The 23,601-nt window shown below is 42.2% G+C and carries 23 protein-coding genes; 13 read left to right on the top strand and 10 right to left on the bottom strand.

Annotated elements, in window-relative coordinates; genetic code table 11:
- Window positions 1–147 precede the first annotated feature (147 nt).
- The 11 genes from BHV83_RS14645 (at window position 148) to mutS (ending at window position 10,797) form a co-directional block, all read left to right on the top strand.
- Window positions 148–510 (top strand): DUF3244 domain-containing protein, encoded by a 363-nt coding sequence (locus BHV83_RS14645; RefSeq protein WP_048926939.1) that lies wholly within the window; start codon window positions 148–150, stop codon window positions 508–510.
- A 20-nt stretch (window positions 511–530) separates the two neighbouring features.
- Window positions 531–1,556, top strand: a complete 1,026-nt coding sequence (locus tag BHV83_RS14640) for a DUF4848 domain-containing protein (protein ID WP_048926938.1) — start codon at window positions 531–533, stop codon at window positions 1,554–1,556.
- A 12-nt stretch (window positions 1,557–1,568) separates the two neighbouring features.
- Entirely contained in the window at window positions 1,569–2,204 is a 636-nt protein-coding gene (locus BHV83_RS14635) for an outer membrane beta-barrel protein (protein ID WP_048926937.1), read from the top strand.
- A 358-nt stretch (window positions 2,205–2,562) separates the two neighbouring features.
- Window positions 2,563–3,651: a TolB-like 6-bladed beta-propeller domain-containing protein gene (locus BHV83_RS14630; RefSeq protein WP_005863764.1), complete on the top strand. Its 1,089-nt coding sequence runs from the start codon at window positions 2,563–2,565 to the stop codon at window positions 3,649–3,651.
- 79 nt (window positions 3,652–3,730) lie between these two features.
- Window positions 3,731–5,008, top strand: coding sequence for a DNA cytosine methyltransferase (locus BHV83_RS14625; RefSeq protein ID WP_005863765.1), 1,278 nt, complete (start codon window positions 3,731–3,733; stop codon window positions 5,006–5,008).
- 1 nt (window position 5,009) lies between these two features.
- Window positions 5,010–6,161 carry a hypothetical protein gene (locus BHV83_RS14620; RefSeq protein ID WP_121961241.1) on the top strand — a complete coding sequence of 384 codons (1,152 nt, stop codon included), beginning with the start codon at window positions 5,010–5,012 and terminating at the stop codon, window positions 6,159–6,161.
- A gap of 98 nt (window positions 6,162–6,259) precedes the next feature.
- A complete protein-coding gene (locus tag BHV83_RS14615) occupies window positions 6,260–6,484 on the top strand; it encodes an ATP-binding protein (RefSeq protein ID WP_048926936.1) in 225 nt (74 codons plus the stop codon).
- Between the two features lie 27 nt (window positions 6,485–6,511).
- On the top strand, window positions 6,512–6,841 hold the full coding sequence (locus BHV83_RS14610) for a hypothetical protein (protein ID WP_048926935.1): 330 nt from the start codon (window positions 6,512–6,514) through the stop codon (window positions 6,839–6,841).
- Window positions 6,838–7,401, top strand: a complete 564-nt coding sequence (locus BHV83_RS14605; protein WP_048926934.1) for an RNA polymerase sigma factor — start codon at window positions 6,838–6,840, stop codon at window positions 7,399–7,401. The genes BHV83_RS14610 and BHV83_RS14605 overlap by 4 nt, the downstream gene beginning before the upstream one ends.
- Before the next feature lie 69 nt (window positions 7,402–7,470).
- On the top strand, window positions 7,471–8,127 hold the full coding sequence (gene fsa / locus BHV83_RS14600; RefSeq protein ID WP_005860406.1) for a fructose-6-phosphate aldolase: 657 nt from the start codon (window positions 7,471–7,473) through the stop codon (window positions 8,125–8,127).
- A gap of 84 nt (window positions 8,128–8,211) precedes the next feature.
- Window positions 8,212–10,797 carry a DNA mismatch repair protein MutS gene (gene mutS / locus BHV83_RS14595; protein ID WP_154398188.1) on the top strand — a complete coding sequence of 862 codons (2,586 nt, stop codon included), beginning with the start codon at window positions 8,212–8,214 and terminating at the stop codon, window positions 10,795–10,797.
- A 35-nt stretch (window positions 10,798–10,832) separates the two neighbouring features.
- Here the strand turns inward: mutS and BHV83_RS14590 are convergent, their stop codons facing one another.
- The 7 genes from BHV83_RS14590 to BHV83_RS14560 all read right to left on the bottom strand — a co-directional run bounded on the left by BHV83_RS14590 (window position 10,833) and on the right by BHV83_RS14560 (window position 16,455).
- The gene (locus tag BHV83_RS14590) at window positions 10,833–11,999 is read right to left on the bottom strand and encodes a DUF4934 domain-containing protein (protein ID WP_158533065.1); all 1,167 of its coding nucleotides are present in this window, start codon (window positions 11,997–11,999) and stop codon (window positions 10,833–10,835) included.
- A 76-nt stretch (window positions 12,000–12,075) separates the two neighbouring features.
- Window positions 12,076–12,540, bottom strand: coding sequence for a DUF4252 domain-containing protein (locus BHV83_RS14585; RefSeq protein WP_005863769.1), 465 nt, complete (start codon window positions 12,538–12,540; stop codon window positions 12,076–12,078).
- 4 nt (window positions 12,541–12,544) lie between these two features.
- Window positions 12,545–12,937 (bottom strand): hypothetical protein, encoded by a 393-nt coding sequence (locus tag BHV83_RS14580; protein ID WP_057329510.1) that lies wholly within the window; start codon window positions 12,935–12,937, stop codon window positions 12,545–12,547.
- Window positions 12,930–13,442, bottom strand: a complete 513-nt coding sequence (locus BHV83_RS14575; RefSeq protein ID WP_005863772.1) for a GFO_1088 family ECF-type sigma factor — start codon at window positions 13,440–13,442, stop codon at window positions 12,930–12,932. Before BHV83_RS14575 ends, BHV83_RS14580 begins: the two co-directional genes overlap by 8 nt.
- Window positions 13,443–13,453: 11 nt before the next feature.
- Window positions 13,454–13,909, bottom strand: a complete 456-nt coding sequence (locus BHV83_RS14570) for a DUF4252 domain-containing protein (RefSeq protein WP_005863774.1) — start codon at window positions 13,907–13,909, stop codon at window positions 13,454–13,456.
- Window positions 13,910–14,036: 127 nt separating this feature from the next.
- Window positions 14,037–14,984: a fimbrillin family protein gene (locus tag BHV83_RS14565; RefSeq protein ID WP_121962048.1), complete on the bottom strand. Its 948-nt coding sequence runs from the start codon at window positions 14,982–14,984 to the stop codon at window positions 14,037–14,039.
- Window positions 14,985–15,486: 502 nt separating this feature from the next.
- A complete protein-coding gene (locus BHV83_RS14560; RefSeq protein WP_057329508.1) occupies window positions 15,487–16,455 on the bottom strand; it encodes a fimbrillin family protein in 969 nt (322 codons plus the stop codon).
- Between the two features lie 203 nt (window positions 16,456–16,658).
- Here BHV83_RS14560 and BHV83_RS14555 point away from each other — a divergent pair, with 203 nt between their 5' ends.
- A complete protein-coding gene (locus BHV83_RS14555; protein ID WP_158533064.1) occupies window positions 16,659–17,804 on the top strand; it encodes an AraC family transcriptional regulator in 1,146 nt (381 codons plus the stop codon).
- Here the strand turns inward: BHV83_RS14555 and BHV83_RS14550 are convergent.
- From BHV83_RS14550 to BHV83_RS14540, 3 genes are all read right to left on the bottom strand, one after another.
- The gene (locus BHV83_RS14550; RefSeq protein ID WP_158533063.1) at window positions 17,796–18,710 is read right to left on the bottom strand and encodes a TolB family protein; all 915 of its coding nucleotides are present in this window, start codon (window positions 18,708–18,710) and stop codon (window positions 17,796–17,798) included. The two genes, BHV83_RS14555 and BHV83_RS14550, sit on opposite strands and share 9 nt — an antisense overlap.
- 95 nt (window positions 18,711–18,805) lie before the next feature.
- Window positions 18,806–19,909, bottom strand: coding sequence for a redox-regulated ATPase YchF (ychF, locus tag BHV83_RS14545; protein ID WP_005863784.1), 1,104 nt, complete (start codon window positions 19,907–19,909; stop codon window positions 18,806–18,808).
- A gap of 103 nt (window positions 19,910–20,012) precedes the next feature.
- On the bottom strand, window positions 20,013–21,092 hold the full coding sequence (locus BHV83_RS14540) for an acyltransferase family protein (RefSeq protein WP_048926928.1): 1,080 nt from the start codon (window positions 21,090–21,092) through the stop codon (window positions 20,013–20,015).
- 216 nt (window positions 21,093–21,308) lie between these two features.
- Here BHV83_RS14540 and BHV83_RS14535 point away from each other — a divergent pair, with 216 nt between their 5' ends.
- Window positions 21,309–23,486: a C10 family peptidase gene (locus BHV83_RS14535; protein ID WP_286757657.1), complete on the top strand. Its 2,178-nt coding sequence runs from the start codon at window positions 21,309–21,311 to the stop codon at window positions 23,484–23,486.
- Window positions 23,487–23,601 lie beyond the last annotated feature (115 nt).

Here is a 23,601-nt window from a genome sequence, read left to right as displayed (position 1 = left end):
TTGTTTGTCTATGTATTTGTTTTTATAGTATTTGATTGTCAAGTGTTTACGTTTTTTTCTTTGTCTATGTGGATTACATAATTTAACCCCTTTAGATCATATATAATCTCTAGATTTGCAACCGAAACATAACAAAAAAGAGAGATTATGAAAAATGTAAAATGGCTACTAGCAGTGTTGTTTATTTTTTCAATTTGTATTCCATCTTTTGCAGGTCATGTGCCTTTACATGGTCATCTTAAGAAAAAACAGCGATCTGTAAATTTGGATGTACCTATAAAAGCAGACATAGATGAAACCTCAAAAGTTTTATCCTTGGAGTTTTTGGAATATGTAGGAGAGGTACGAGTATCTGTTGCGGATGCGAATGGAAATATCGTTTATGAGGAGATAGTGGATACACAAGATGTTTCTTCTAGTATTATCTCATTAGATGAATGTACTTCTGGATCTTATGGACTTTATATATCAGATTCAGAAAACTACGCAGAAGGTCTTTTTAATTTATAAATAATTTAAATTTTAGATGTATGGACAAAAAGACAGTGCTTTTAGCATCTGCATGTACTTTATTAATGATGTCATGTAGTAATGATGCGGAGTTGATTAAGGTTGCTGAAACGACAGGATTACAAACGAAGGCTTTTGTTGGTGAAGCAGATTTCCAAATTGTAGATTATGCGGGAGATAAATGTATTCAGTTCAAGAATGATTCCGTATTTAATGCGATGCTTTGGGAGATGAATGATATGTCAGAAGAAGAGATAAATAATATTTTCTCGGGAGCTGGTTTCGTAAGTCAATGGCAACTTATGCAAGAAGCAGATCAAGAACAGGAGCTTATTGTAGACAATTATGAGAAAGATCTTAGCCAACCTTGGCCTGCTCATCAAATTAAAGAATTCAAACAAAAATATGATGATGTTTTCATGTTTGAACCTTATGATTCTACAGATTTTATTGCGCATTATAAATTAAAAGGTTCCACGTATAGTCCTTTTGTAAATAGGCAAGGATTGTTTTTAATTGGAGATAGTGTTGTATATACTGCTGTATATGAATCTTTAGAGGAATATTTTGGATTAGGAATATCATTGTATGGTAGTAATGGAGCCACAACTGAATCTGATATGAATTGTGCTGAAATTAAATATCAAATACCTGGTGGTGATTATGTAAAAGCAAGAGCAATTCCTAAATTTACAGGTTCTCGGATGATATCTAATCAAGAATATCGGGTAGTAAGTTGTGAAATACTTAGTCAGAAAAAAAAGGTGATGTGGAAAAAACACCATGCAGATGTGTATTTAGATTATAGAGTGAAAGGATCTGGTGTAGGTTTTGGTGTTACAAATCCTAACAATGGGCAATTTTTGAGTTGTAATGATCAACCACTTAAACTAAAATATGCAGCTTATGGTAAAAATACAATTGATTTAGGTATTTGTGGTAAAAATGCCTATTCACCTCTTTGGATACTTAATGGAACTTTGGAAATTCAAGCCGATGACATTCCATTTAAGGGTTATTCGTCAATACTACTGAGAGAAGGATAAATATTTAATACGATGAAAAAAGTTTTATTTTTATTATTGTTAATAACAACTTCAGCTTTCGCTCAAGTAGAGCATGGGTTATTAGTAGGTGCTGGTGTTGGATTCCCTTTGCAGGACGGTTGGAAGGAGACTACTTGGGGGGATAAATCGAATTTGGATTATCGGAACGATTATAAATTGAATAGTATGATCGGTTATCGCTTCCGATTCCTTCCGGAACAGAAATTCTTCTATGACTTGGATATGACGATGGGATTCCAAAAAATGGAAACTGTCAAGTCTTCTCGTTATCTTTCTTACGAAGGTATGGAAGGTGGTTCACATATATTCAAAGGTGGTACTGAGACGATTGATGAATTTGTCATGCCTATCTCCGTAGCCGCTAGTTGGAATTGGCGTTTTGCCAAGAAATTCCATTTGGGTGCCGGTATCGCTCCTACGCTTTATGTACAACCACAAGCCGTGTTTGATCTGTCCGTGATGGCGAAGGTGGGATATCGTTTAAGCAAGCATTGTGAGTTCGGCCTTTCTTATCAATATGGCTGTTTCAATACCTTGAAGCATTTCAATAACGGACCGGCTAATGGCCGTCGTGGACATCTTTCGGATTTGATGCTCTCTGTATATGTTCCTTTTGTTTTGAAATGATGGAATAATAAAATATAGAAACACATAATGTTTTATTTAGAACCAAAACAAAGATGAATAACTGCCTATAAGAAAAGAGTACGTGAAAAAGAGCCATGTGTAGAGAGATAATTCTATGCATGGCTTTTGCTTGTATATGATGTATAAATTTTGAATAATTATTGAGGCCTTTTTGCATTTTTTGTTTGCGATATTGTCTCTTTCGTGATTAAGAACTATCTTTGACAAACTATTCAATATAAGGCTAATGCCAAAAAAAATGAAAGCTTTAGGTATTGACTCTGGAATAATTTGGTAAGTCACGGGCCTTGAACCGGGGGAATAGGATTGAAAGTAGAATATTATAATAGTTAGGGATATGCGTATTGTTGCCTTTTTTAGTGCTATTGCCGTAATTATTCTGCTATTGGCAGGATGTGGACATGAGAAATCAAATAATTCTCAAGTTGTTAATTTAGTTCAACTTGGTGGAGTGGAGTATCCGGAAATACCGAAGTCGAATATCATTCAGCTAGAGAAATCTGATTTCCCGAAAGGGGAGATCCGTTCTATTGAGCGGATACCGATTGACTTGGAGATCGAGCTTCGGGAAGTGAATATATTGGCTAAAGGCAACTACCTCATCGTTAAACACCTTGAGTGGCGGGAGGGAGCCTATCTTTTGCATGTACTCTCTTTGCCCGATTATAAAACGGTTGCTCAATTAGCCCCTTTTGGCGAGGGACCGGATGAGTTCAATGATATACGCATGATACCCACGGAAGAGACCGATAAGCTTTGCTACGTCTGGAACATACGTAATAATCGGATCTTTAGCTTGTCCACTACCCTTAAACTAGAGGAGTATGATCAATTGGCTGAAATCCCTGAAAATAAGATAGTCCCTGATAAGCCTTTATATATGGGAGATGGCAAGATGCAGGTTAGTCTAGGTTCAAATGATGGAATGGGAATAGGATTGGTAAGCTTGAATGATACTATAGTGAAGGGAACCGTACCTTTCCTGTTCGCTGAAGGAGCAGGTTGGTTTTTCTATATCGGAAATTTGGCGCATAGCTTTTCAAGAAAACGAGAAGCATTTGCGTTTACCTTTCATGACCGGATCGTTTTCTTTGACTTTGATGGTAACCATGTGAAGATGTGCCGATTTGGAGATAAAACCTTACAAACTACCTCTTCGCCGGATAATCCTCTCTATTATTACAGTTGTTTCGCGAGTGACAAGTATGTCTATGCCGTTTACCGGGAATCAAAGAAAGATACGGATGAAACGAATCCCTTGTATCTGGAGCAATTTGATTGGGATGGGAATCCGGTAGCTCGTTATTCGTTACCCAAAGGAAGAGGCCTATACACTGGATGTGCGACAGAAGATAATTCGATAATCTATATGGTAGATTATTATGAGGACAATTTCCTGCATAAGATTGTTTTGAGCAAAGACTAATAAATTCTAGTGCTTTTCCCGTGATTTTTGTAGATTTGCGATTCTTTTGATAAAAAATAGTATATAGCAAGGATCGGAAATGAAAAGAGGTGGAAAGGATATTGAATCGTTGGATAGCTTACGGGTCTTGTCCCTGTTCTCCGGATGTGGGGGCATGGATTTAGGATTCGAGGGGGATTTTATATGTCATCGTAAGTCTATATCTCCTCAAAATACGTGGGTTCAAGAGGTTATCGATGAACACTGGGTTCGTTTACAGAAGAATCGTTTTCGAACGGTCTTTGCGAATGATATATTGAAAGAGGCACAAACCGCTTGGCTTCAATATATGGATCGATTCGGATATGATAAAAACGTTTATAATACAAAGAGTATCGTAGACTTGGTGAAAGAGCATCGAGCGGGGAAAAAAGTCTTCCCTAAAAATATAGATGTCGTCACGGGAGGTTTTCCTTGCCAGGATTTCAGTGTCTCCGGTAAACGTTTAGGGTTTGAGTCGAATAAGGATCATACCGGGAAATTGCGTGAGGACGATGAGGCCTCGGAAGAGACGAGGGGTAAACTTTACTATTGGATGAAGCAGGTGATCGATATTACGAGACCCAAGATATTTATCGCGGAGAACGTGAAGGGACTAGTGAATCTGGGAGACGTGAAAAGTATTATTCAGAGAGACTTCGCCCATGCGGCTGGGGATGGATATATTGTTTTAGATCCTCAAGTTTTACATGCGGGCAATTATGGGGTTCCGGAGTCTAGAGAGCGTGTGATTTTTATCGGGATACGTAAGTCTGCGTTAAAGGTTAAGGCTTTAAGAGCGCTTCAAGAGGAGAAGATACCCAAAGCTTACGATCCTTATCCGAGTCCGACACATGCTTGCACCGTGGAAGATAAGAAACTATTGCCACCGGTGGTTTGTCGGGATGTATTTGTAGGATTGGAGGAACCGGATAGGACAGAAGATCCATCCCAGCGGTATTATTCACAGGCGAAATATATGGGAGCTCATTGTCAAGGTCAAAAGGAGATCGCGCTGGATAATATTGGCCCGACGATTCGTTCCGAGCATCATGGAAATATAGAATACCGTCGTTTATCCCGGGAGCATGGGGGCGTTATTACGGAAGAATTAGACGCCGGTTTACAAGAACGTCGCTTAACTCCTCGAGAATGTGCTTTGATACAGACGTTTCCGCCGGATTATACGTTTGTCTCCCATAAAAAGAACAGTACACGTTTTGAGTTAAGTGCCTCAGGCGCTTATAAAGTAATCGGTAATGCGGTTCCTCCGGTATTAGCGTATCATATAGCGAATCGCATACAGACTTTATGGCCGTTGTATTTTAAAAAGAGATAATATGGAAGAGGAGAATATTATTACTGTGCGTAATAGAAATCTTCAAAAAGCGGATGAGGCTTTTGCGGATTTTATGTTTATGCTGGAATCATACTTGAATGAAAAAGCAGCTGCTATTCCGGGTACGTATTGCGATTGTAAGAGTAAGGAACTGGAAAATGTAGTAGTGAACGTGATGAAAGAACTTTGCGGTAGAACTCCTTTCCGTGCGGAGGAGATACGCTTGGTTTCCGCCCAATATTTTCCAGATATTATCGCGGAGAAATATTATGGGGTTGAGGTAAAATCTACAAAAGAGAACCATTGGACATCTACGGGAAGTAGCATCGTGGAGTCTACACGTGATAAGAATGTAGAAAATATCTATATGCTCTTCGGCAAACTGGGAGGTAAGACGGCGGAGTTTAAGTGCCGTCCTTATGAGGATTGTCTCTCCGATATAGCTGTTACCCATTCTCCCCGTTATTTGATTAATATGGAATTAACGAAAGAGCAGACTATTTTTAGTAAGATGGGAGTTGCTTATGATCAATTAAGGAATGCTTCGGATTCTATAGAGATCGTTCGAAAATATTATAGGGAAAAAGCCATTAAAGCCAAAAAGAAAGCTATGCCTTGGTGGTTGGGCACTTCCGCTGAGGAAAGTTTGGAGGAGCATACGGATATGAATATAAGCCTGTGGGTGGATAATGGAGAATATGCGGATCCGGAAAGGAATAAGAGACTAAAAGCGGAGATATTTATTTTATTCCCGGAAGTAGTGAGTGGGAATTATGAGAATGCTGCCTTATGGTTATGTACGCGCCGGTCTGTTGTTAATTTTCATATGCGGGACACTTTTTCCGCTGGGGGCCAACAATTGAAACTGAATGATGAACTTCTGCCTTTTCCTTTACCGCATGTGGTTGGTGAGTTGTTAGAATCTGCGACTTTAATAAAGAACTATCTTCTTTATAGTGATGATTTAGACTTAGATATATCGGAATTCCGTCCAGAACTTATGTTGCCTAACCGATATGAGGTCTGGCTTAATGATATTTGGAAACGTATTCATCAACTAAAACCTTATAAAAGGAAAGAGACTATCGAAGAATTGGGCGGTATTTCATTGGCCGAATGGATCGATAGGAAATATACTTTGTCTGTAAAATAAGTATTCTCATAAAATATCTTTTCTTCTCGATCGTCTCCCTAAATAGAAGGACATGTCTGACTCGAGAATGAAGTTTAATAATTAAAAGAGAAGAAAAGATGTTTTGGCATAAAAAGAAGGAGGTACTCTCTTTGGAGATAGCCTCATATGATTGTACAGGATGTGGAAGTTGCGTTGATAGATGTAGGCGCGATGTGTTGAAGATGATCGATAACGGACACTGCCTGCTGGCTTCCGTGGAATATCTGGAAAACTGCGTAGGATGCGGGAAATGTGTCCATATATGTCCTGCTAAGGCGATTGAGTTAGTGACCACAAAGTAAAAACGAATAAAAAATCAGATAAGTAATATGAACGCATGGAGAAAAATAACGCACGTCGTTATATTTATCGCTGTCTTCGCGGCGATCGTAGCAGTGGTTATGTTGTTGTGGAATGCCTTGATCCCGTCTATCACGGGCTGGACGACTATCAATTACTGGCAGGCGGCAGGCTTGATGGTATTGACACGCCTATTGTTTGGGGGACCTTGGCATCACTTCGGTTTCATGGGTAACCGGAATGTGAATTGGCGGAAAGAGCATAGGCGTTTTCATGAGCGGATGGGACATGTATCTCTGGAGGAGAAAAAAGCCTTTATTCGTAGATGGATGAATGGCTTTAATGAGGAGAAAGAATGACACGGCAGACTGAAAATATACCTATATCGGATATATTCAGGAAATACCAATCTCAGCTAAAGAGTTTTATCTCTAAACGAGTCCCCTCCAAAGAGGATTGCGAGGATATCTTACAAAATGTTTTTTACCAACTGTTGAAAACAGACTCGGAGGGTACCGTGATAGGGCAAGTATCTGCTTGGCTTTATTCCGTGGCGAGGAACCAGATCATAGATCGTAGCAGGAAGCATACGGAGGAGCCAATGCCCTATAAGCAAGGGGAAGATTCGGAAGGAAGGTTTATGAATGAGATTTCTGAGTGGCTGATGGATGAGGATCAGTCCCCTGAGATGGATTTTATCCGTTCCTTGGTATGGGAGGAGTTAGAGAACGCTTTAGCGGAGTTGCCGGATGAGCAGCGTACGGTTTTTGAGTTGACCGAGCTGGAAGGCTTTTCTTTTAAGGAGATCTCCGAGGCGACGGATGTTCCGGTGAATACGCTTCTGTCCCGGAAAAGATACGCCGTCTTACATCTCCGCAAATGGCTTAACGACTTGTATATCGAATTAGTAGGCGATTGAGGCGGTTGATTTAGAACTAATAGCGAATCAGAAGGGTTATATAAATACGTAACATTAAAGTGTAAAGCTATGAAGTTTTTTATTGACACGGCGAATCTGGATCAAATCCGGGAAGCGAATGAATTGGGAGTATTGGATGGCGTGACGACTAATCCGTCCTTAATGGCGAAAGAGGGAATCCGGGGGGTGGAAAATCAACGGAAACACTATTTGGAAATTTGCGAGATCGTGGGCGGGGATGTAAGCGCCGAGGTAATCGCTACCGACTTAGAGGGCATGATAAAAGAAGGGGAGGAGTTGGCAGCTTTACATCCTAATATAGTCGTTAAAGTACCTTGTATCGAAGCGGGGATTAAAGCGATAAAATATTTCACCAGAAAAGGCATCCGTACGAATTGTACGCTGGTTTTCTCTGTCGGTCAGGCGTTATTGGCGGCTAAGGCCGGGGCTACGTATGTATCGCCGTTCGTCGGGCGTTTGGATGATATCGCCAGCGACGGGATAGAGCTGGTACGTAAGATCGTGGAAATGTATGATTATTACGATTATGATACCCAAGTATTGGCGGCTTCTATCCGTAGCACCCAGCATATCATCCAATGCGTGGAGGCCGGGGCGGATGTGGCTACTTGTCCTTTGTCCGCCATTAAAGGCTTATTGAAACACCCGTTAACGGATAGTGGGCTGGCTACTTTTCTAGCGGATTATAAGAAAGTAAACGGATAGAAAAAAAATAGTACCTTTGTGCGGATAAATTGTAAACGCATTTAAAAGATTACTATCGTGGCAAAAGTTGTGGAAACCCCTTTGATGAAGCAGTATTTCGATATAAAAGCGAAACATCCGGACGCTATCCTTTTATTCCGGGTTGGAGACTTTTACGAGATGTATGGCGAGGACGCCGTGATTGGCGCGGAAATACTGGGTATCGTACAGACCAAACGTGCGAATGGCGTGGCGCAGCATGTCGAGATGGCGGGATTTCCACATCATGCCTTGGATTCTTATCTGCCGAAGTTGGTGCGGGCCGGAAAGCGTGTGGCTATTTGCGACCAGCTGGAAGACCCTAAGTTGACGAAGAAACTGGTGAAGCGGGGTATTACGGAATTGGTGACTCCCGGTGTTTCCATCAATGATAATATACTGAATCATAAAGAGAATAATTTCTTGGCCTCTATCCATTTCGCCAAGGAGGTATGTGGTATCTCTTTCTTGGATATCTCTACCGGCGAGTTTATGACGGCGGAGGGTTCTATAGACTATATCGACAAATTACTCAATAACTTTTCCCCGAAGGAAGTCTTGATCGAACGAGGAAACAAGAAACGTTTCGAGGAGGCTTTCGGTCCTCGTTTCTTTATCTTTGAGCTGGATGACTGGATCTTTACGACCTCGGCTGCCGAGGATCGCCTGTTGAAGCATTTCGAGACGAAGAACCTGAAGGGTTTTGGCGTACAACATCTGAAATTAGGTATTATCGCTTCCGGGGCGATTCTGTATTATCTGGACCAGACCCAGCACACGCATATTTCCCATATCACCGCTTTATCCCGTATCGAGGAGGATCGATACGTCCGCTTGGATAAGTTTACGGTACGCAGCTTGGAACTGGTGGGTACGATGAACGATGAGGGAACAAGCTTGTTGGACGTGATCGATAAGACGATCTCGCCGATGGGCTCTCGTATGCTTCGCCGGTGGATACTATTCCCGCTAAAGGATGTAAAACCGATCCAAGAACGCCAAGAGGTCGTGGATTATTTCTTCCGTGAACCGGAGACAAAGGAGTTGCTGGATACGCAGTTGGAGCAGATCGGCGATTTGGAACGTATTATCTCCAAGGTGGCTGTCGGCCGTGTATCTCCTCGTGAGGTGGTTCAGCTAAAGGTCGCGCTTCGTGCGATCGAGCCGATCAAGGAGGCATGTATGGCGAGTGAGGAACCCAGCTTATGCCGGATCGGGGAGCAATTAAACGCTTGCGCCTTGATCCGCGACCGGATTGAGAAAGAGATTAATAACGATCCCCCTTCGTTGGTCAATAAGGGAGGAATTATAGCGAAGGGGGTCAACGAGGAATTGGATGACTTGCGTGCCATCGCTTATTCCGGCAAGGATTATTTGTTGAAGGTACAGCAGCGCGAGATCGAATTGACGGGTATCCCAAGCTTGAAGATCGCTTTCAACAACGTCTTCGGCTATTATATAGAGGTACGTAATACCCATAAGGATAAAGTCCCGGCGAATTGGATCCGTAAACAGACCTTGGTGAACGCCGAGCGCTATATTACCGAGGAGTTGAAGGAATACGAGGAGAAGATATTAGGGGCGGAAGAAAAGATCCTTGCTTTGGAGACTCGCCTTTTCAATGAGCTGGTATTGGCCTTGACGGAGTATATTCCGCCTATCCAGATGAACGCGAACTTGATCGGGCGTATCGATTGCCTTTTATCTTTCGCTAAGGCCGCGGAGGCGAATAAGTATATCCGTCCGGTCGTGAGTGATTCCGACAAGATCGACATAAAGGGAGGTCGCCACCCGGTAATCGAGAAACAACTGCCCTTGGGAGAACCTTATATCGCCAATGATGTCTATCTGGATGACGAGAAACAACAGATCATCATTATCACGGGTCCGAATATGGCCGGTAAGTCCGCCTTATTGCGTCAGACAGCCTTGATTACGCTCATGGCGCAAATCGGTTGCTTTGTTCCGGCCGAGAGCGCCCATATCGGTATCGTGGATAAGATATTTACCCGTGTAGGCGCCTCGGATAATATCTCGGTGGGTGAGTCTACTTTTATGGTAGAGATGAATGAGGCCTCCGATATATTAAATAATATGACTTCCCGGAGCTTGGTGCTTTTCGACGAGTTAGGGCGGGGTACCAGTACCTACGATGGCATATCGATCGCTTGGGCGATCGTGGAATATATTCATGAGCACCCTAACGCGAAGGCGAAGACGCTGTTCGCTACCCATTACCACGAGCTGAACGAGATGGAGCGTGCCTTTAAGCGGATCAAGAATTATAACGTATCGGTCAAGGAAGTAGGGAATAAGGTGATATTCTTGCGTAAGTTGATACCGGGAGGAAGCGAGCATAGCTTTGGTATCCACGTGGCGAAAATGGCCGGTATGCCTAAAAGTATCGTGAAGCGTTCGAATGAGATCTTGAAGCAGTTGGAGTCCGAGAATCGTCAGGAAGGCATCGGGGGTAAGCCTGTAAAAGCGATCGCCTCTGCCGCCGAGGGGTATCAGCTGAGTTTCTTCCAGTTGGATGATCCGGTGTTGAGCCAAGTACGGGATGAGATCAAGAACTTGGACGTGAATAATCTTACCCCCTTGGAAGCCTTGAACAAACTGAGTGAGATTAAGCGGATTATTACGGGGAAATAATCCGCTTGATCGTATTACCGATGATTGGTAATCGTTTACTTTTTAGGTCTCACCAACACTACCACCCGGTTGTCATCCTCTTCCAATGTCGCGGCTACCTCTTTTAGTTTGCCTTTCAGCTTTCCCCTTTTATAGTCCTGGCAAAGATCGGAAGCATTGATGGTAGAACACAATTCGCCTTTTGAATTGATGGGAGGAAATGTCACCATATAGATTTCTTTCTTATAAGAATAATCATCGTTGTATGTGATATAGTTGAAAAATTTCTTTTCTTGCGTATCGTATGCGAAGTACTTTCTCGGGAAACCTTCTCCTGTGTTAAAATCATATATATTCGTTACGCTTTCCATGAAATAATAACGATCGGAAATCAATCTTAAAACGACGAAAACGCCCGGGTCCATGGTGTGGATAGGGGGTGTTCGTGCGATAAGCGGGCGCAAACTGTAATCAGGCATTAAGGTGTAGACCGTATCTGCAGAGGCCTCAAATAGAATCCAATTACCCTTAAAAGGAATTATACTGTTATACGGACCTGGTCCAGCTGCTCTTGTTTCTCCTTTATCATAAAGTCTTTCAACGATATGGAATAATTGCTTCTCTTTATATGGAACCGTGATTTCTTTCGTTATACTTCCATCTTGCTTCGACACAAGCAAGAACGGTACCTCAAAATTAAACTTATCATAGCAAATCAAGTTGTTCTTGTCATAATCAAGCATTTCCACGTAAAACGAACTTTTCTCGCTTCTTTGATTCAGACTTCGTTTGAAATTTCCTTCCAAATCATAAACCCTTATCTTTTTCGCATGAAAATCATTTACGAAAATCTCTTCGTTTTCTTCATCTAACGAAACCGATCTCATAGACACGTATTCTTCTCCACCTTGTCCCTTGCGATTTATTTTGCGAATAGCTTTTCCGTTCCGGCCATATACGAAAATATTGCCATCATCGTAAAAGTTTGTCACGATTATGTATTTCTCGCCAACCGCCTGCACGCATGCCCGATTGATAAACTCATCGTTTGTTTCCAGCGGAATATACTCCACATCCATGAAGTCTTGAAGGACCAACTCTTTTTTGGTTGAATAACTATCGTTTACATCCACGGTTATAAGACCATCGGTCGATGAATGGTCGCCTCCACATCCAGCCATTACAAACAGGATGATTATCCCTGTAAAAATGAATCTTTTCATACGCGTATGATTTTTGTTTAACTTATGGTGGTGAAGATACTATAAAAAGCCGATGGTTTTCACAAAATTATCCTAATTATTTGTTGATCTCACTGGTAATTTCCTGCACATCTTGGAGCGTAAAACGCCCTAACAATTGCATGACGCTGAAGCCCCCGTCGTCCATGTCGGCTATCATGATCAACTCCTGTATCAGTTCTCCTTGTTGCTTGACGTAGAAATTGGCTTTGGTCTTTCCGTCTTTTACTCGCATGAGTTCCTCATGGTCCTTTCCGATCAAGGCTTTAAACTCCCCTCGCATTCGTTCCCTCAAATCCGCTTTTTGGGTGGTGAGTATTTGCAGGGATTCTATTTTCCCTTTCAGGTTGGCAAGGTTGAGTCCGGCGGTTTCCATGACCGGCATCATCTGAAACATCTTCTTGGAGATATATACGGAAGTAACATCATCCATATCCGCATATTTGTCGAAAAGCTTGTTCTGGGCAAAACAGATATTCACGCAACAGAGAAGCAGTATTGTATATAGATATTTGAGTCTCATTGTATTAATCATTTAAATGTTTATTTACGATCTTGTTTATTTTTGTGATCTCTTGACCGGCTTCATTGACCTGCCCGAGACCTTTGTTTAAATTCCTAGACATGAACGCCAAGGCATTTTGGGCTACGACAGCTGCCTCTTCAGGATCGGTAAAGGTATCGGCCATAATGGGAGCCGGACGATTTGTCTCCGTGAAGATGAGGAATAGGGCGCCGAGAATAGCGGCGGCGATTCCGCTTATCCAATAGAAGGAACGTCTTCGTGATACTCGGGGAGATACCTCTTCTTGGGCTAGGAAGTCGATTCGTCGTTCCAGCCTTTCGGAAAGTCCCTCCGGTAAGGCTAAATCCTCTTGGAGTGCCTTGTTTATTAGTTCATCTATCCTTTTATCATCCATGACAACTTGCTTTTTCTAGTTTCTCCCGGATCAATTTGCGTGCCCGGGAAAGTAATGTTCGTATATTAGAGGAGCTAAGCCCCGTAATCTGTTCAATGTCCTCATAGGAGCAATCCTCAATACCACGCAGGCGGATTACCTGCCTCTGGTTCTCGGGAAGCTGCTCGATCAGTTCCTGTATATGCCGGATATCCTCCTTTTCTTCCAGTTCCTTTTCCGGCGAGGAGTCGGTCGTTAATAGAACGGTCTCCAATGCCTCTTCATTGTCTCTTCGGCTTGCTTTAGGCGAGCGCAGGAAATCCAGACAAAGATTCTTGACCAATGTTATGGAAAATGCTTCCGGATTCTGGATATCTCCCAGCTCATCCCTTTTATTCCATAATTTGCAATAGGCATCTTGAAGTATGTCTTCCGCATCCGCTTTATTGTCTAATAAGGCATAAGCGATTCGATAGAGTTTAGGATGAAAGGGTAGGAACCGTTGTTTAAAAACATCAACGTCCATCGGTATCGCCCTTAATGATTTCCAGTTTTGTGCTCATTGATTACCCGGTCTAGATCGGACGGGCTGATCTTTCCTTTGATACGGATTAACGCATTGTCGCTTCCTGTCGTGAATATGACCAGTTCACGGATCATATCCTCTTTTATTTTGACAAGAACTTTCGTGCGACTGTCCCTTTCATTTGCCGTGACCATCGTCTCGTAATCAGGATCTCTCAGGTTCCGTATGGCGGTAGACAGTCGGTCTTTCACCTCTTGGGCACAATTATCAAATTCAAGGATCTCTATACCGTTTACTCCCATTGTCTCGGTGAACAGGCTGGCTAGCTTCATCGTTATGTTTCCGATATTTACGGAAGTAACATCGCTTTCACCCCGGAAAGCATTGAATAATTGATCCATCTTCTGCTGCCCGTATCCTACTTGGCTGATAAGGAGGATGGCCAGTAACGCTAGTAATCTTTTCATTGTAATTGACTTTTTCGTTAATACTATGTTTTTGGATCGCCCTTCGTCCGTGCGCCTTAGAGTGGGGGCTTTCACAAAGAAGACGGGATAAGGGATTTGTTTGTTACAAAAATAGGCAAAAAAAGAATTATTTTTTATTCAACTTAGGTATCCAAATGCAGGCAACTAAGTCGTGAAACTTAATCTCCTTACCATCGAAGTAGAATTTGTATGAGTATTTATATCCTTTATTCCAACAGGTGCCTTCCGGAATGATGTATTTGTAAGTCTTCCCATTGATCGTAAAGATCGCCTCAACTTCTTTTTCCCGGATAGGGGAGTAGGTAGGGACTATACGGATATTTTGCTCCTCCGCTTTTGCGTGTCGTAAAGTTACGGATGGATCTATTGTAAGTAAAGTGGCCTTGTGTGCCCCGGGAGTTCCTTTGATATTTCCGGTTACGATATCCATTGTGCCGGTATACTGCAAGGTATTACCTCCCGCACGGTTACCGATCTGTATGGAGGTTAGCTTGAATAGCCCGTTAATGTTCGAATCTTGATATATTTCGAATGAGAGAAGTGATAACGCATAATTCATGGAGAGTTTCGCGAGCGGAGATTTACGGTTAACCTCTTTTTGACCTTGCGAGAGCCTCCCATATTTATAAAAGGGGGTTTCCGCCGCGATTGGGGATATTTTGATCGGTATGGAGGTGGGATCTAACGGTATTTGTACTTTATAAGGAGAGTAAGCGTAGATCATGACTGGTCGATTAGATCTGAGGAATACCTGCGGTGTTTGTTTCCATTTTAAAGAACCTTTTGATGAGCCTACAGCCTTTGATTTTACGTTTTTATAAAGAGATGCGCCTTTATATAAACTGTCTTGATTACCATAGGTTATAAATAATCCTATTTCGGACCCTTCGGGCAGAATTTCGGTGAATACTGAAGAACCTGCTGTATAGGACCGGGTGGTCATTTCAAGAACCGACTTTCGTGCGGTTGATTTCTCTTTGGACATCCACTGTTGATTTTCATGACATCCGGTAAAGATGATTAACAAGATAGTAATTAATAATAATTTGTTCATTTTGTCTGATGTTTTAATGGAACCTTTCAAACAATAAACATTTGAGCCAATATAGTTTATTATTCTATTACTATTAATTATCATTCCTGTTATAAAATGATATTTTTATATATTATATAGTAACGATTGTTTTATCCTCTTAATACGCAAAGTAACCTGCTTTATTGTATACTATAATAATCAATATATCCAAGAGATATAAAGATATTATTAAACGGGTCTCGTCCTTGTAATAGTCAAATAGAAGAGTGTTTTTGGCGATAAGTTGAGAGGGAATGATAGCCCTTGAATGTAAAAGGGTATTTGGACGAGACCCGTTGTTTCTCTTATTGAGAGAATATATAGAGTCGGCTGAATGAAAAACACATCGTACGGGTAGTGACGCCGATGGTCTAATTCGCCGGAATGATAGAGCCAATTGTTATTTTCAGTGTAGTTGCCGGTGGCAAACGGATCAAAGCTTGCCACGGCATTACACCTTAATAACCACAACATAAAAAACTTACATGATATTGCCAATCAATCCTTCGTCGTTACCCGGTAACCAGTCTGTGATAGAGACGTCTCGCAATTGTAACGACCTTCCGTTAAAGCTTAGCTTATATAAATATTTTTTCCCTTTTTCCCATTGGGTGTTAGCGGGTATGTCAAATTTGTAGGTTTCTCCGTTGATCGTAAATAAGGTCTCCACGTCTCCGGTTCCGATCGTGCCGGAAGGTGGAATTACCATGAGCCGCATAGGATCACAATATTTCTCGTTGATGAGGGTAACCGGATTCGTCAAGGATAATACCGTGGATGCGGACGTGCTACGGGCGGTAGAACCGATGATATCGCCCGTCGTGATATCGAGGGTTCCTTCGCTGACTAAAGTTGTTCCACCGGGCTTATTTCCTATTTGAACGGAACTTATAATAAAGGCACCTGTCTTGCCTTTGCTTAGGTTCAGCTGGAAAGATATAAGCGATAGGGCATGATTCATGCTGAGTAATACAAGTGGCGAGGTACTGTTGACCGCTTTTTGTCCGATCGCATGGGTTCCATACATATAATCATCGGTCTCCAATGCGTTCGGGGCCAGTTTAACAGGTATCTGCCGGGCGTTAAAATTTATATCTTCTTGATATGGATAATATGCGTATATCGTAGCTTCATTAGAGTCGAGGATCACTTCCGGACTCTGTTGCCACCGGATTTTTCCATTCACTCTATAAGCTTTTACGCTTACGTTTTTATAAGTGGATATGCCATTGTATAAATCGTCGACTGTACCGGACGTGATTTGTAGTCCGAGCATAGAGCCTTCTTTAAATTCTTGTATAAAATTGGTGGATTTTGTAGTTAGGATACGAGTCGTTATTTGGAGTGGTTTTTCATTCCAGCCGATATTCTCAAGACCTCCGAAGTCTTTGTCGTTGGAGCAACCCCAAAAGCTTAAAATCATACTGGTAAAGAGTACTAAATTTCTCATTATTTTACTTATTTTTGTGTGAAACTTCTGGATGCAAATATCGGGTGGTTAAGGGGAAAGGGAGGTGCATACGGTCTAAAACGTCGGTGAAATCGTATAAAATTAGATCGTTCAAATTGTCTAAGGCGTTCATATTGTTAACTGAGGGGTCAAAAAGAACATTCGGGGGGCGTATTGTTTAATAGATAGGAGGTAGTGTTATTATGTTGGATAAAATTCAGTTTCTACTAAGCTTACAGATATTAGGCTTTTGTGTTTTTGGTGGTATTACCCTGCTACTACGGGCCCGTGAGAATAGGGCAAAACAGATTTTGGGGTGGAGTATGTTATTATGGGCGTTTCTAGCGGCGGTACGAGTATCGGTTAACCTGTATTTAGAGGATTCAAAAGAGATATTTCATCCGGATGTGCTGATTATGGGATGTATTGTAGTAGCTACATTGGCTTGTTACGTGATAGAAGTGTTACGACCTTGCTATATGACCGTTCGCCGTTTCTTTATTTTTACCAGTCCGATATGGGTATTGGGTATTTCTTTTTTGATTTACCGGCTATCCGGTGGAAATGTTCATCGTTATAACTCTTTTGGCGAGGTATTCGATACCTTGAATCTGGATGTGGTTATAAGGCTTTTGATTTTATTTTTCACGCTTCTGTATATGATCGTTCCTATTTATCTGATCTTGCGCTATAGTGAGGGATTTAAGGTGTATTTAAGGGAAAATGTATCGGACCCGGAAGATTATGATCTGGACTGGTTGAAAAAGACTATGCTGATCCTTTCTTCTATGTATATTTTTTATTTGGTATTGTTGTTTACGGATCGGGTTAGCCTATATGTAATCGACAAAACGTTTTTATTGGTTTTATGGTACTATTTCTTTTATAAGGCCTTGTTCCTAAAGGTTATCCATTTGGATTACACATTCGAGAGCGGATGGGGATTACCCGATTTGGAGGAGGATACGGATGATGATCAAGGTAGTGAGGAACAGAAAGGCATCATACGCCAAAGGTATGTTGAGGAAGTACAGGCGTGGTTTGAACGTGAAAAGCCCTATCTACGGGAAGATTTGCGCTTAACGGATTTACAGCGGATCTTCCCGATGAGCCGTTCTTATCTATCCCAATTGTTTAATAAAGAACTAGGTTGTTCCTTCTCGGATTACGTAAACCATTTCAGGGTAGAGGAAAGTAAACGTCTATTGGAAGCCGAACCTCTGGCCAGTATACAAGAGATAGCCGAACGTTCGGGCTTCCATTCTATCAGTACGTTCCGTCGTGCGTTTATCAAGCAGACGGGGGTTATTCCTTCCGAATACAGGAGAGACGGGAACGAGTCAATTTAACCGGTAGCTGACGAAAGCGAATCGCTTGCTATCAGGTGCCCAAGAGTTTACGTTTATGGTACCTTGGCCGCCGAATAGTTTGACTAAAGTCTTAGGTTCTCCGCCCTCGGCCGGCATAAGGCGTAACTCTACGTTTTTATTGGCGAGGTGCTGTCCGGGTTCCAGATCTCCTTTTGTATAGGTGATGAAAACGATTTGTTTTCCATCCGGAGAGATGTGGGGAAACCAAGAATTACGGGTCTCATCGAATGTCATTTGGGTTTGTTCGGAACCATCCGCTTTCATGCGCCAGACTTGCATAAGCCCGGTACGTACGGAGTTGAACCAGATATATTGTCCGCAAGGTGAGTATTCGGGGCCATCGTCCAAACCTTCGGCTGTCGTAAGACGTTTTTCTTCTCCGCCTAGGGAAGGAATGACGTAAACATCAAAATTACCGTTTCTTTCAGCGCAATAAGCGAGTTGTTTTCCGTCGGGGCTCCACCCGTGTAGGTAGCTAGGACCGAGTGGGGTAATCAACCGGGGAACACCTCCTTCGAAAGGCAGGGTATAGACACGCGACCGGCCATCTTCTTTCGTTCCGTTACTGATCGCTATTTGTTTGCCATCTGCGGAGATCACATGGTCGTTGTTGCAACGGGTCGCATAGTCGCTATTGATTAATTGCGGCTCGCCCGGAGATTCCGGAGAGAGCTTATATAATTTTCCTCCACTATTATATACAAGCCAATTGCCATCCGGAGTCCAGTTAGGTGCCTCGATTAAAAAAGGGAATTCCTTGACAACGGAACGTTGCCCGGTCGTAATGTCCATCACTTCCAGCACACTAGTCACATTCTTTTTTTGGGCATGCGTACAAAAAGCGGCGATACACATACAAAGTACAGAATTGAGAAAACGTTTCATATACATATAGATTTAAAGGATATAAGAAAACCGGGTAAAATTAGCTTTACGCTATTTTACCCGGTTTCAAAGATATAATTTATTTCGATTACTCTTTATACATTGAAACGGAAATGCATGATATCTCCATCTTGCACAACATATTCCTTACCTTCAACGCTCATCTTTCCGGCCTCTTTAACAGCAGCCTCGGAGCCATAAGCGATATAATCCTCGTACTTGATCACCTCGGCACGGATAAATCCTTTTTCGAAGTCCGTATGAATAACACCGGCGCATTGAGGAGCTTTCCAGCCTTTATGGAACGTCCACGCACGACATTCGTCCGGTCCGGCGGTCAAGAAGGTTTGCAGATTCAATAATTTATAAGCCGATTTAATCAAACGGCTTACGCCGGACTCTTCCAATCCAATCTCTTGTAAGAACATCTGGCGTTCCTCATAGGTATCGAACTCAGCGATCTCGCTCTCGATCTTAGCGGCGACTACTAGAATCTGGGCATCCTCGTCTTTAACCGCCTCGCGTACGGCATCTACATATTTATTGCCGTTTACGGCGCTAGCCTCATCCACGTTACAAACATACATGACAGGTTTATCCGTCAGCAAGAATAAATCGTGGGCAATGCGTTCCTCGTCTTTCGTATCAAAAGAAACGGTACGTGCGCTTTTTCCTTGTTCTAAAGCCTCTTTGTATTTACAAAGTACCTCGTAAGCGATCTTGGCTTGCTTATCACCTCCGGTTTGCGCTTGTTTCTGCACCTTGGCGATACGGCTGTCTATCGTTTCCAAATCCTTGATCTGAAGCTCATAGTCAATGATCTCCTTATCACGGACCGGGTCTACACGTCCGTCCACGTGTACGATATTATCGTCGTCGAAGCAACGCAATACGTGCAAGATAGCGTCTGTCTCACGGATATTAGCCAAGAACTTATTGCCTAATCCCTCGCCTTTACTCGCCCCTTTCACCAATCCGGCGATATCCACGATCTCTACGGTGGTGGGGATCACTCGCTGCGGATGTTCGATTTCCGCTAGTTTATTCAGTCGCTCGTCGGGTACGGTGATCACGCCTACATTCGGTTCGATCGTACAGAACGGAAAGTTCGCTGATTGTGCCTTCGCGTTGGATAGACAATTGAAAAGGGTAGACTTTCCTACGTTCGGAAGTCCCACAATGCCACATTGTAATGCCATATTATTATCGTATTTTTTATTATCAATCTGTTATATAGTCGCTCCAAGCGACTTGTTTTGAGTTCGCAAAGATAATCAATTTTAGGCTGATACGGTTATTTTCTTAGGCTTTCTCTTCATGCTTAACCGGTTGCCTCATCGATTGTTTGTTTAATAATGTTTTAACGAGTTTGTTCATAGGCTTCTCGAAATGGTAGTAAGAAAACAGGCTCAACAGGATTATGACACAAAATAGAAGCGGGATCGAGATGTACCAGTCTATATGAAAGTCGCTTTCTTTTTGCCATTTAGCATAAGAGAGCAGTACAAAAAGATGAATCAAATAGAAACTGTAACTGATTTCTCCGCCAATCACTAAGAGGCGGTTCGATAGGAGTCGTGAGACCATACCTTTTTGCAGGGAAAAACTTATTAGGATAAACGCGATGGGAATCCAGTAGTAGCAGGAGTATCGGTATACTTTGGGGATTTCAGCGGCATACAGATAGAAACTTAAGAATAATGCTATTGACGCGATCTCTATGATACTTCCTTGGCTGGAGGTGATGTTTTTAGTTTTCAAATGGTCGTATAATTGAAATAATAGCATCCCGGCTATAAAATCCGGAAGTCGGGTGATTGGATTAACATACCAATATCCTTTTATACTTTCCAAAGGCGTAAAATACATACCGACAACGCTCAATATCGCGCAAATCAAGAAAGTGCTAAGTAATTTTCTGTAGTCTTTCGTGAATGCTATAAGGAAAGGAAAACAAATATAGAAAAGCTGTTCACAACATAAACTCCACGAAGGGCTGTTGAATGAAAAAAAGTAATTGTCTTTTGGTATATAGGCGTTTGTCAATGTGAGTGAGGCGAGGAAATGCTTGCACCAATCTATAGTTCCCGATGCTATTACATAGTTTCCTAAAGCGACGGCAATCAATAAGGTCAGCGAGTGTAAGGGATAAATACGGGCGATGCGTGCTACCCAAAAAGTGCGTTTGGTTATCTTATTCTCACTAAATTTCTTTTGATAATTGTACGCTATAATAAAACCGCTTAGCATGAAAAAGAAACTAACCCCTACAAATCCCTCCTTGAAAAAATGGATATCGAAGTGATTATCTATTACATAACAGTGCGCCCCAAAAACCATCATGGCGAATATAAATCGCAAAGATGTTAAAGTGTTAATCATAATTTCGTTACATTAAGTCTGTAAATGTAGGAAATCAATATGGAAATTTAGACAAGATTCTCATCATACTATTAGATTTACTGATCCTTTGGCTAATTTGTCATAATTTTCTTGCATGAATTAGCGTAGAGACTTGCCTATGTATAGAAAGAATTTGAAAGCTTTTGATAACTTTGTATGTATTAGTATTTAATATTCATTCAAAACTTTATGTCAATGAAACACGTCTACTTGGCTTTGTTAGCTTGTGCTACGCTATGTGTACAAACACTTTCGGCAGATCCGATAGGTTCGGCCGAAGCGCTCCGGATTGCCCAGCAACAGTATTCGATGGAGAATACCTCGGTGTTGAGGGCCGGTTCTTTTCCTGAGTTTAAGTTGGCCTACGTAGGGACGGAGGAAGGCATCGAGGCTCCTTCTAAATTACGTTTCTCGAGTGTGGAGAATGCCTTGCTTTACCTGTATAACGTAGGGGATAACCAAGGTTTTGTAATCGTATCCGGAGAAGATCGTGGAAAGCAGTTATTGGGTATATCCGATAAGGGGGCTTTGCCGGAGAAAGGTCTGTCCGCTACGATGGAGAATTTTATGCGTATGTATATCCATTATGTAAAGGCGTTACGGTCCGGGATGCCTCTAGCGGTGGATAGTGTTGAGGCTTCTTCACGGTTTCCGGAGGCGGTGATCCCTTTGATTAAAACGGAATGGAAGGATGATGCTCCCTACAATGAGATGTGCCCGGTTGTCAATGATGTTCTAACTTTTGCGGGTGGGGAAGGTGTCGCTATGGCGCAGATCATGAATTATTATCAATATCCGAAAAGCGGTATGGGTAACGTAAATTATAAGAATCCGGGAAGTACGTTGGTTGTTTCCGCTAATTTTGGGCATACAACGTATGATTGGGAAAATATGCCTGCTACTCTTGATGAGTCTTCCTCTTGGGATGAGATAGAGGCTGTTTCCACGCTGATTTTTCATTGTGGAGCGGCTGCCTATATGAATTATGAATGGGATATGGGGGCTAATAAAGAAGATGTACGGAAGGCTTTCATTAATAATTTTGGATATGATAAGAATATACAATTGTATGATAGGACCTTCTTTTCCGGAAAAGAATGGACGGATCTGCTCAAAACGGAACTAGCCGCTCAACGTCCGGTTTATTATGAAGGAGGTAGCGGAGAAAATAATCTGGCCTATAAATGGGCATTTGTTTGCGATGGCTATAATCGGAGCGGACTTTTCCATTTAAATACGGGCTGGTTTGGCAGTGGATATTTTGAGTTAGGTGCGATTGGCGATAATTTACGTACTTACAATGAACGCCAAGCCATGATCACGGGTATCCGCAAACCGTCTGATGACTCGAAGCCTGTGAAGTTGTTAACGATCAGTTCTTTGGGTACTAAAGATATTGAAAGTATCAAGCTTGGTGAGAAGTTTCCGATTACTTATAACCTATTTAACTTGGGGCAAGATGGGAGCTATGTCCATACATTAGCCTTTTTCGAAGAGAATGAGGCGGTGGAGTTGCCTGTTAGCGAAGCGGCATTTTTAGATACGATCGCGGACTTTCAGCTAGGTAATTATATAACGAAAGATTTCCTTTGTGAGTCCCTAGGTATCCCGGATACTACGGCTACTCTGTATATGTACGTACTGGGAGGAATGGAAGGAGATAGCATCTTACGTCCGATCCGTTCGGTAAATCATCCGTATGATTATATCTTGTTGGATGTGAAGGATAGCGTTATTTCTTTCTCACAGGCACGGAATAGCTTGACCGCCGATCCTGTAAAGGTCGAGTATGATGCGGAAAGTGGGACCGCTACCTTTGAGGTGACTTTCTATAACAAGCAAAAAACGAATTTCCAAGGTACGGCCGGCCTTTACGTGCGAGATCCTAATCTCTCGATAGACGATTACAGTTGGGAGGTGAATAATTGGCTGGAGATTCCGGCAGGGAAGAGCCAGACGGTATCTTATAGTGGCTCGTTTGATTGGGGTATTGGTGATATGCTTGCCGTAATGGCTACTTACCAAGGTGACTTGAGTGAGCTGTGGGAAACCAAGTATACGGATATCCGTGAAAGCTATCGTACGTTCTGCCTAAAGATCGATGGTTCGCTAGTGGTTTCTAATGAGGTTACCGAGCCGTCTGTCTCGGATTTGGAATATGCGTTTGATTCCGCTTCCGGCCTATTATCGGTTCAATCGGATGTGGCGATAGAAAATATGATGCTTTATACTTACGACGGCGCGTCTGTCTGGGGAACTACCATAGATAGCCGGAAACAATATACGACTACCTTGTCGATACCTTCCGGGCATTATATCTTACGTATAAAGACGGCGGATGGAATAATCTCTAAGAAGATTTATAAGCAATAAGAGTTCCTTTTGATCACTAATAAATAGGGTGTCCTAAAAAGCTTCCGGCGATTTAGGACACCCTGTTGTTTTTACTTAGGCTGTTATGGTCTTAAAAAAACACGTACGTGTTTTT

The sequence above is a fragment of the Parabacteroides sp. merdae-related_45_40 genome, assembly GCF_001915675.1.
Note: the sequence above shows the minus strand (reverse complement) of the source record. Positions and strands in the feature narration are given on the sequence as shown.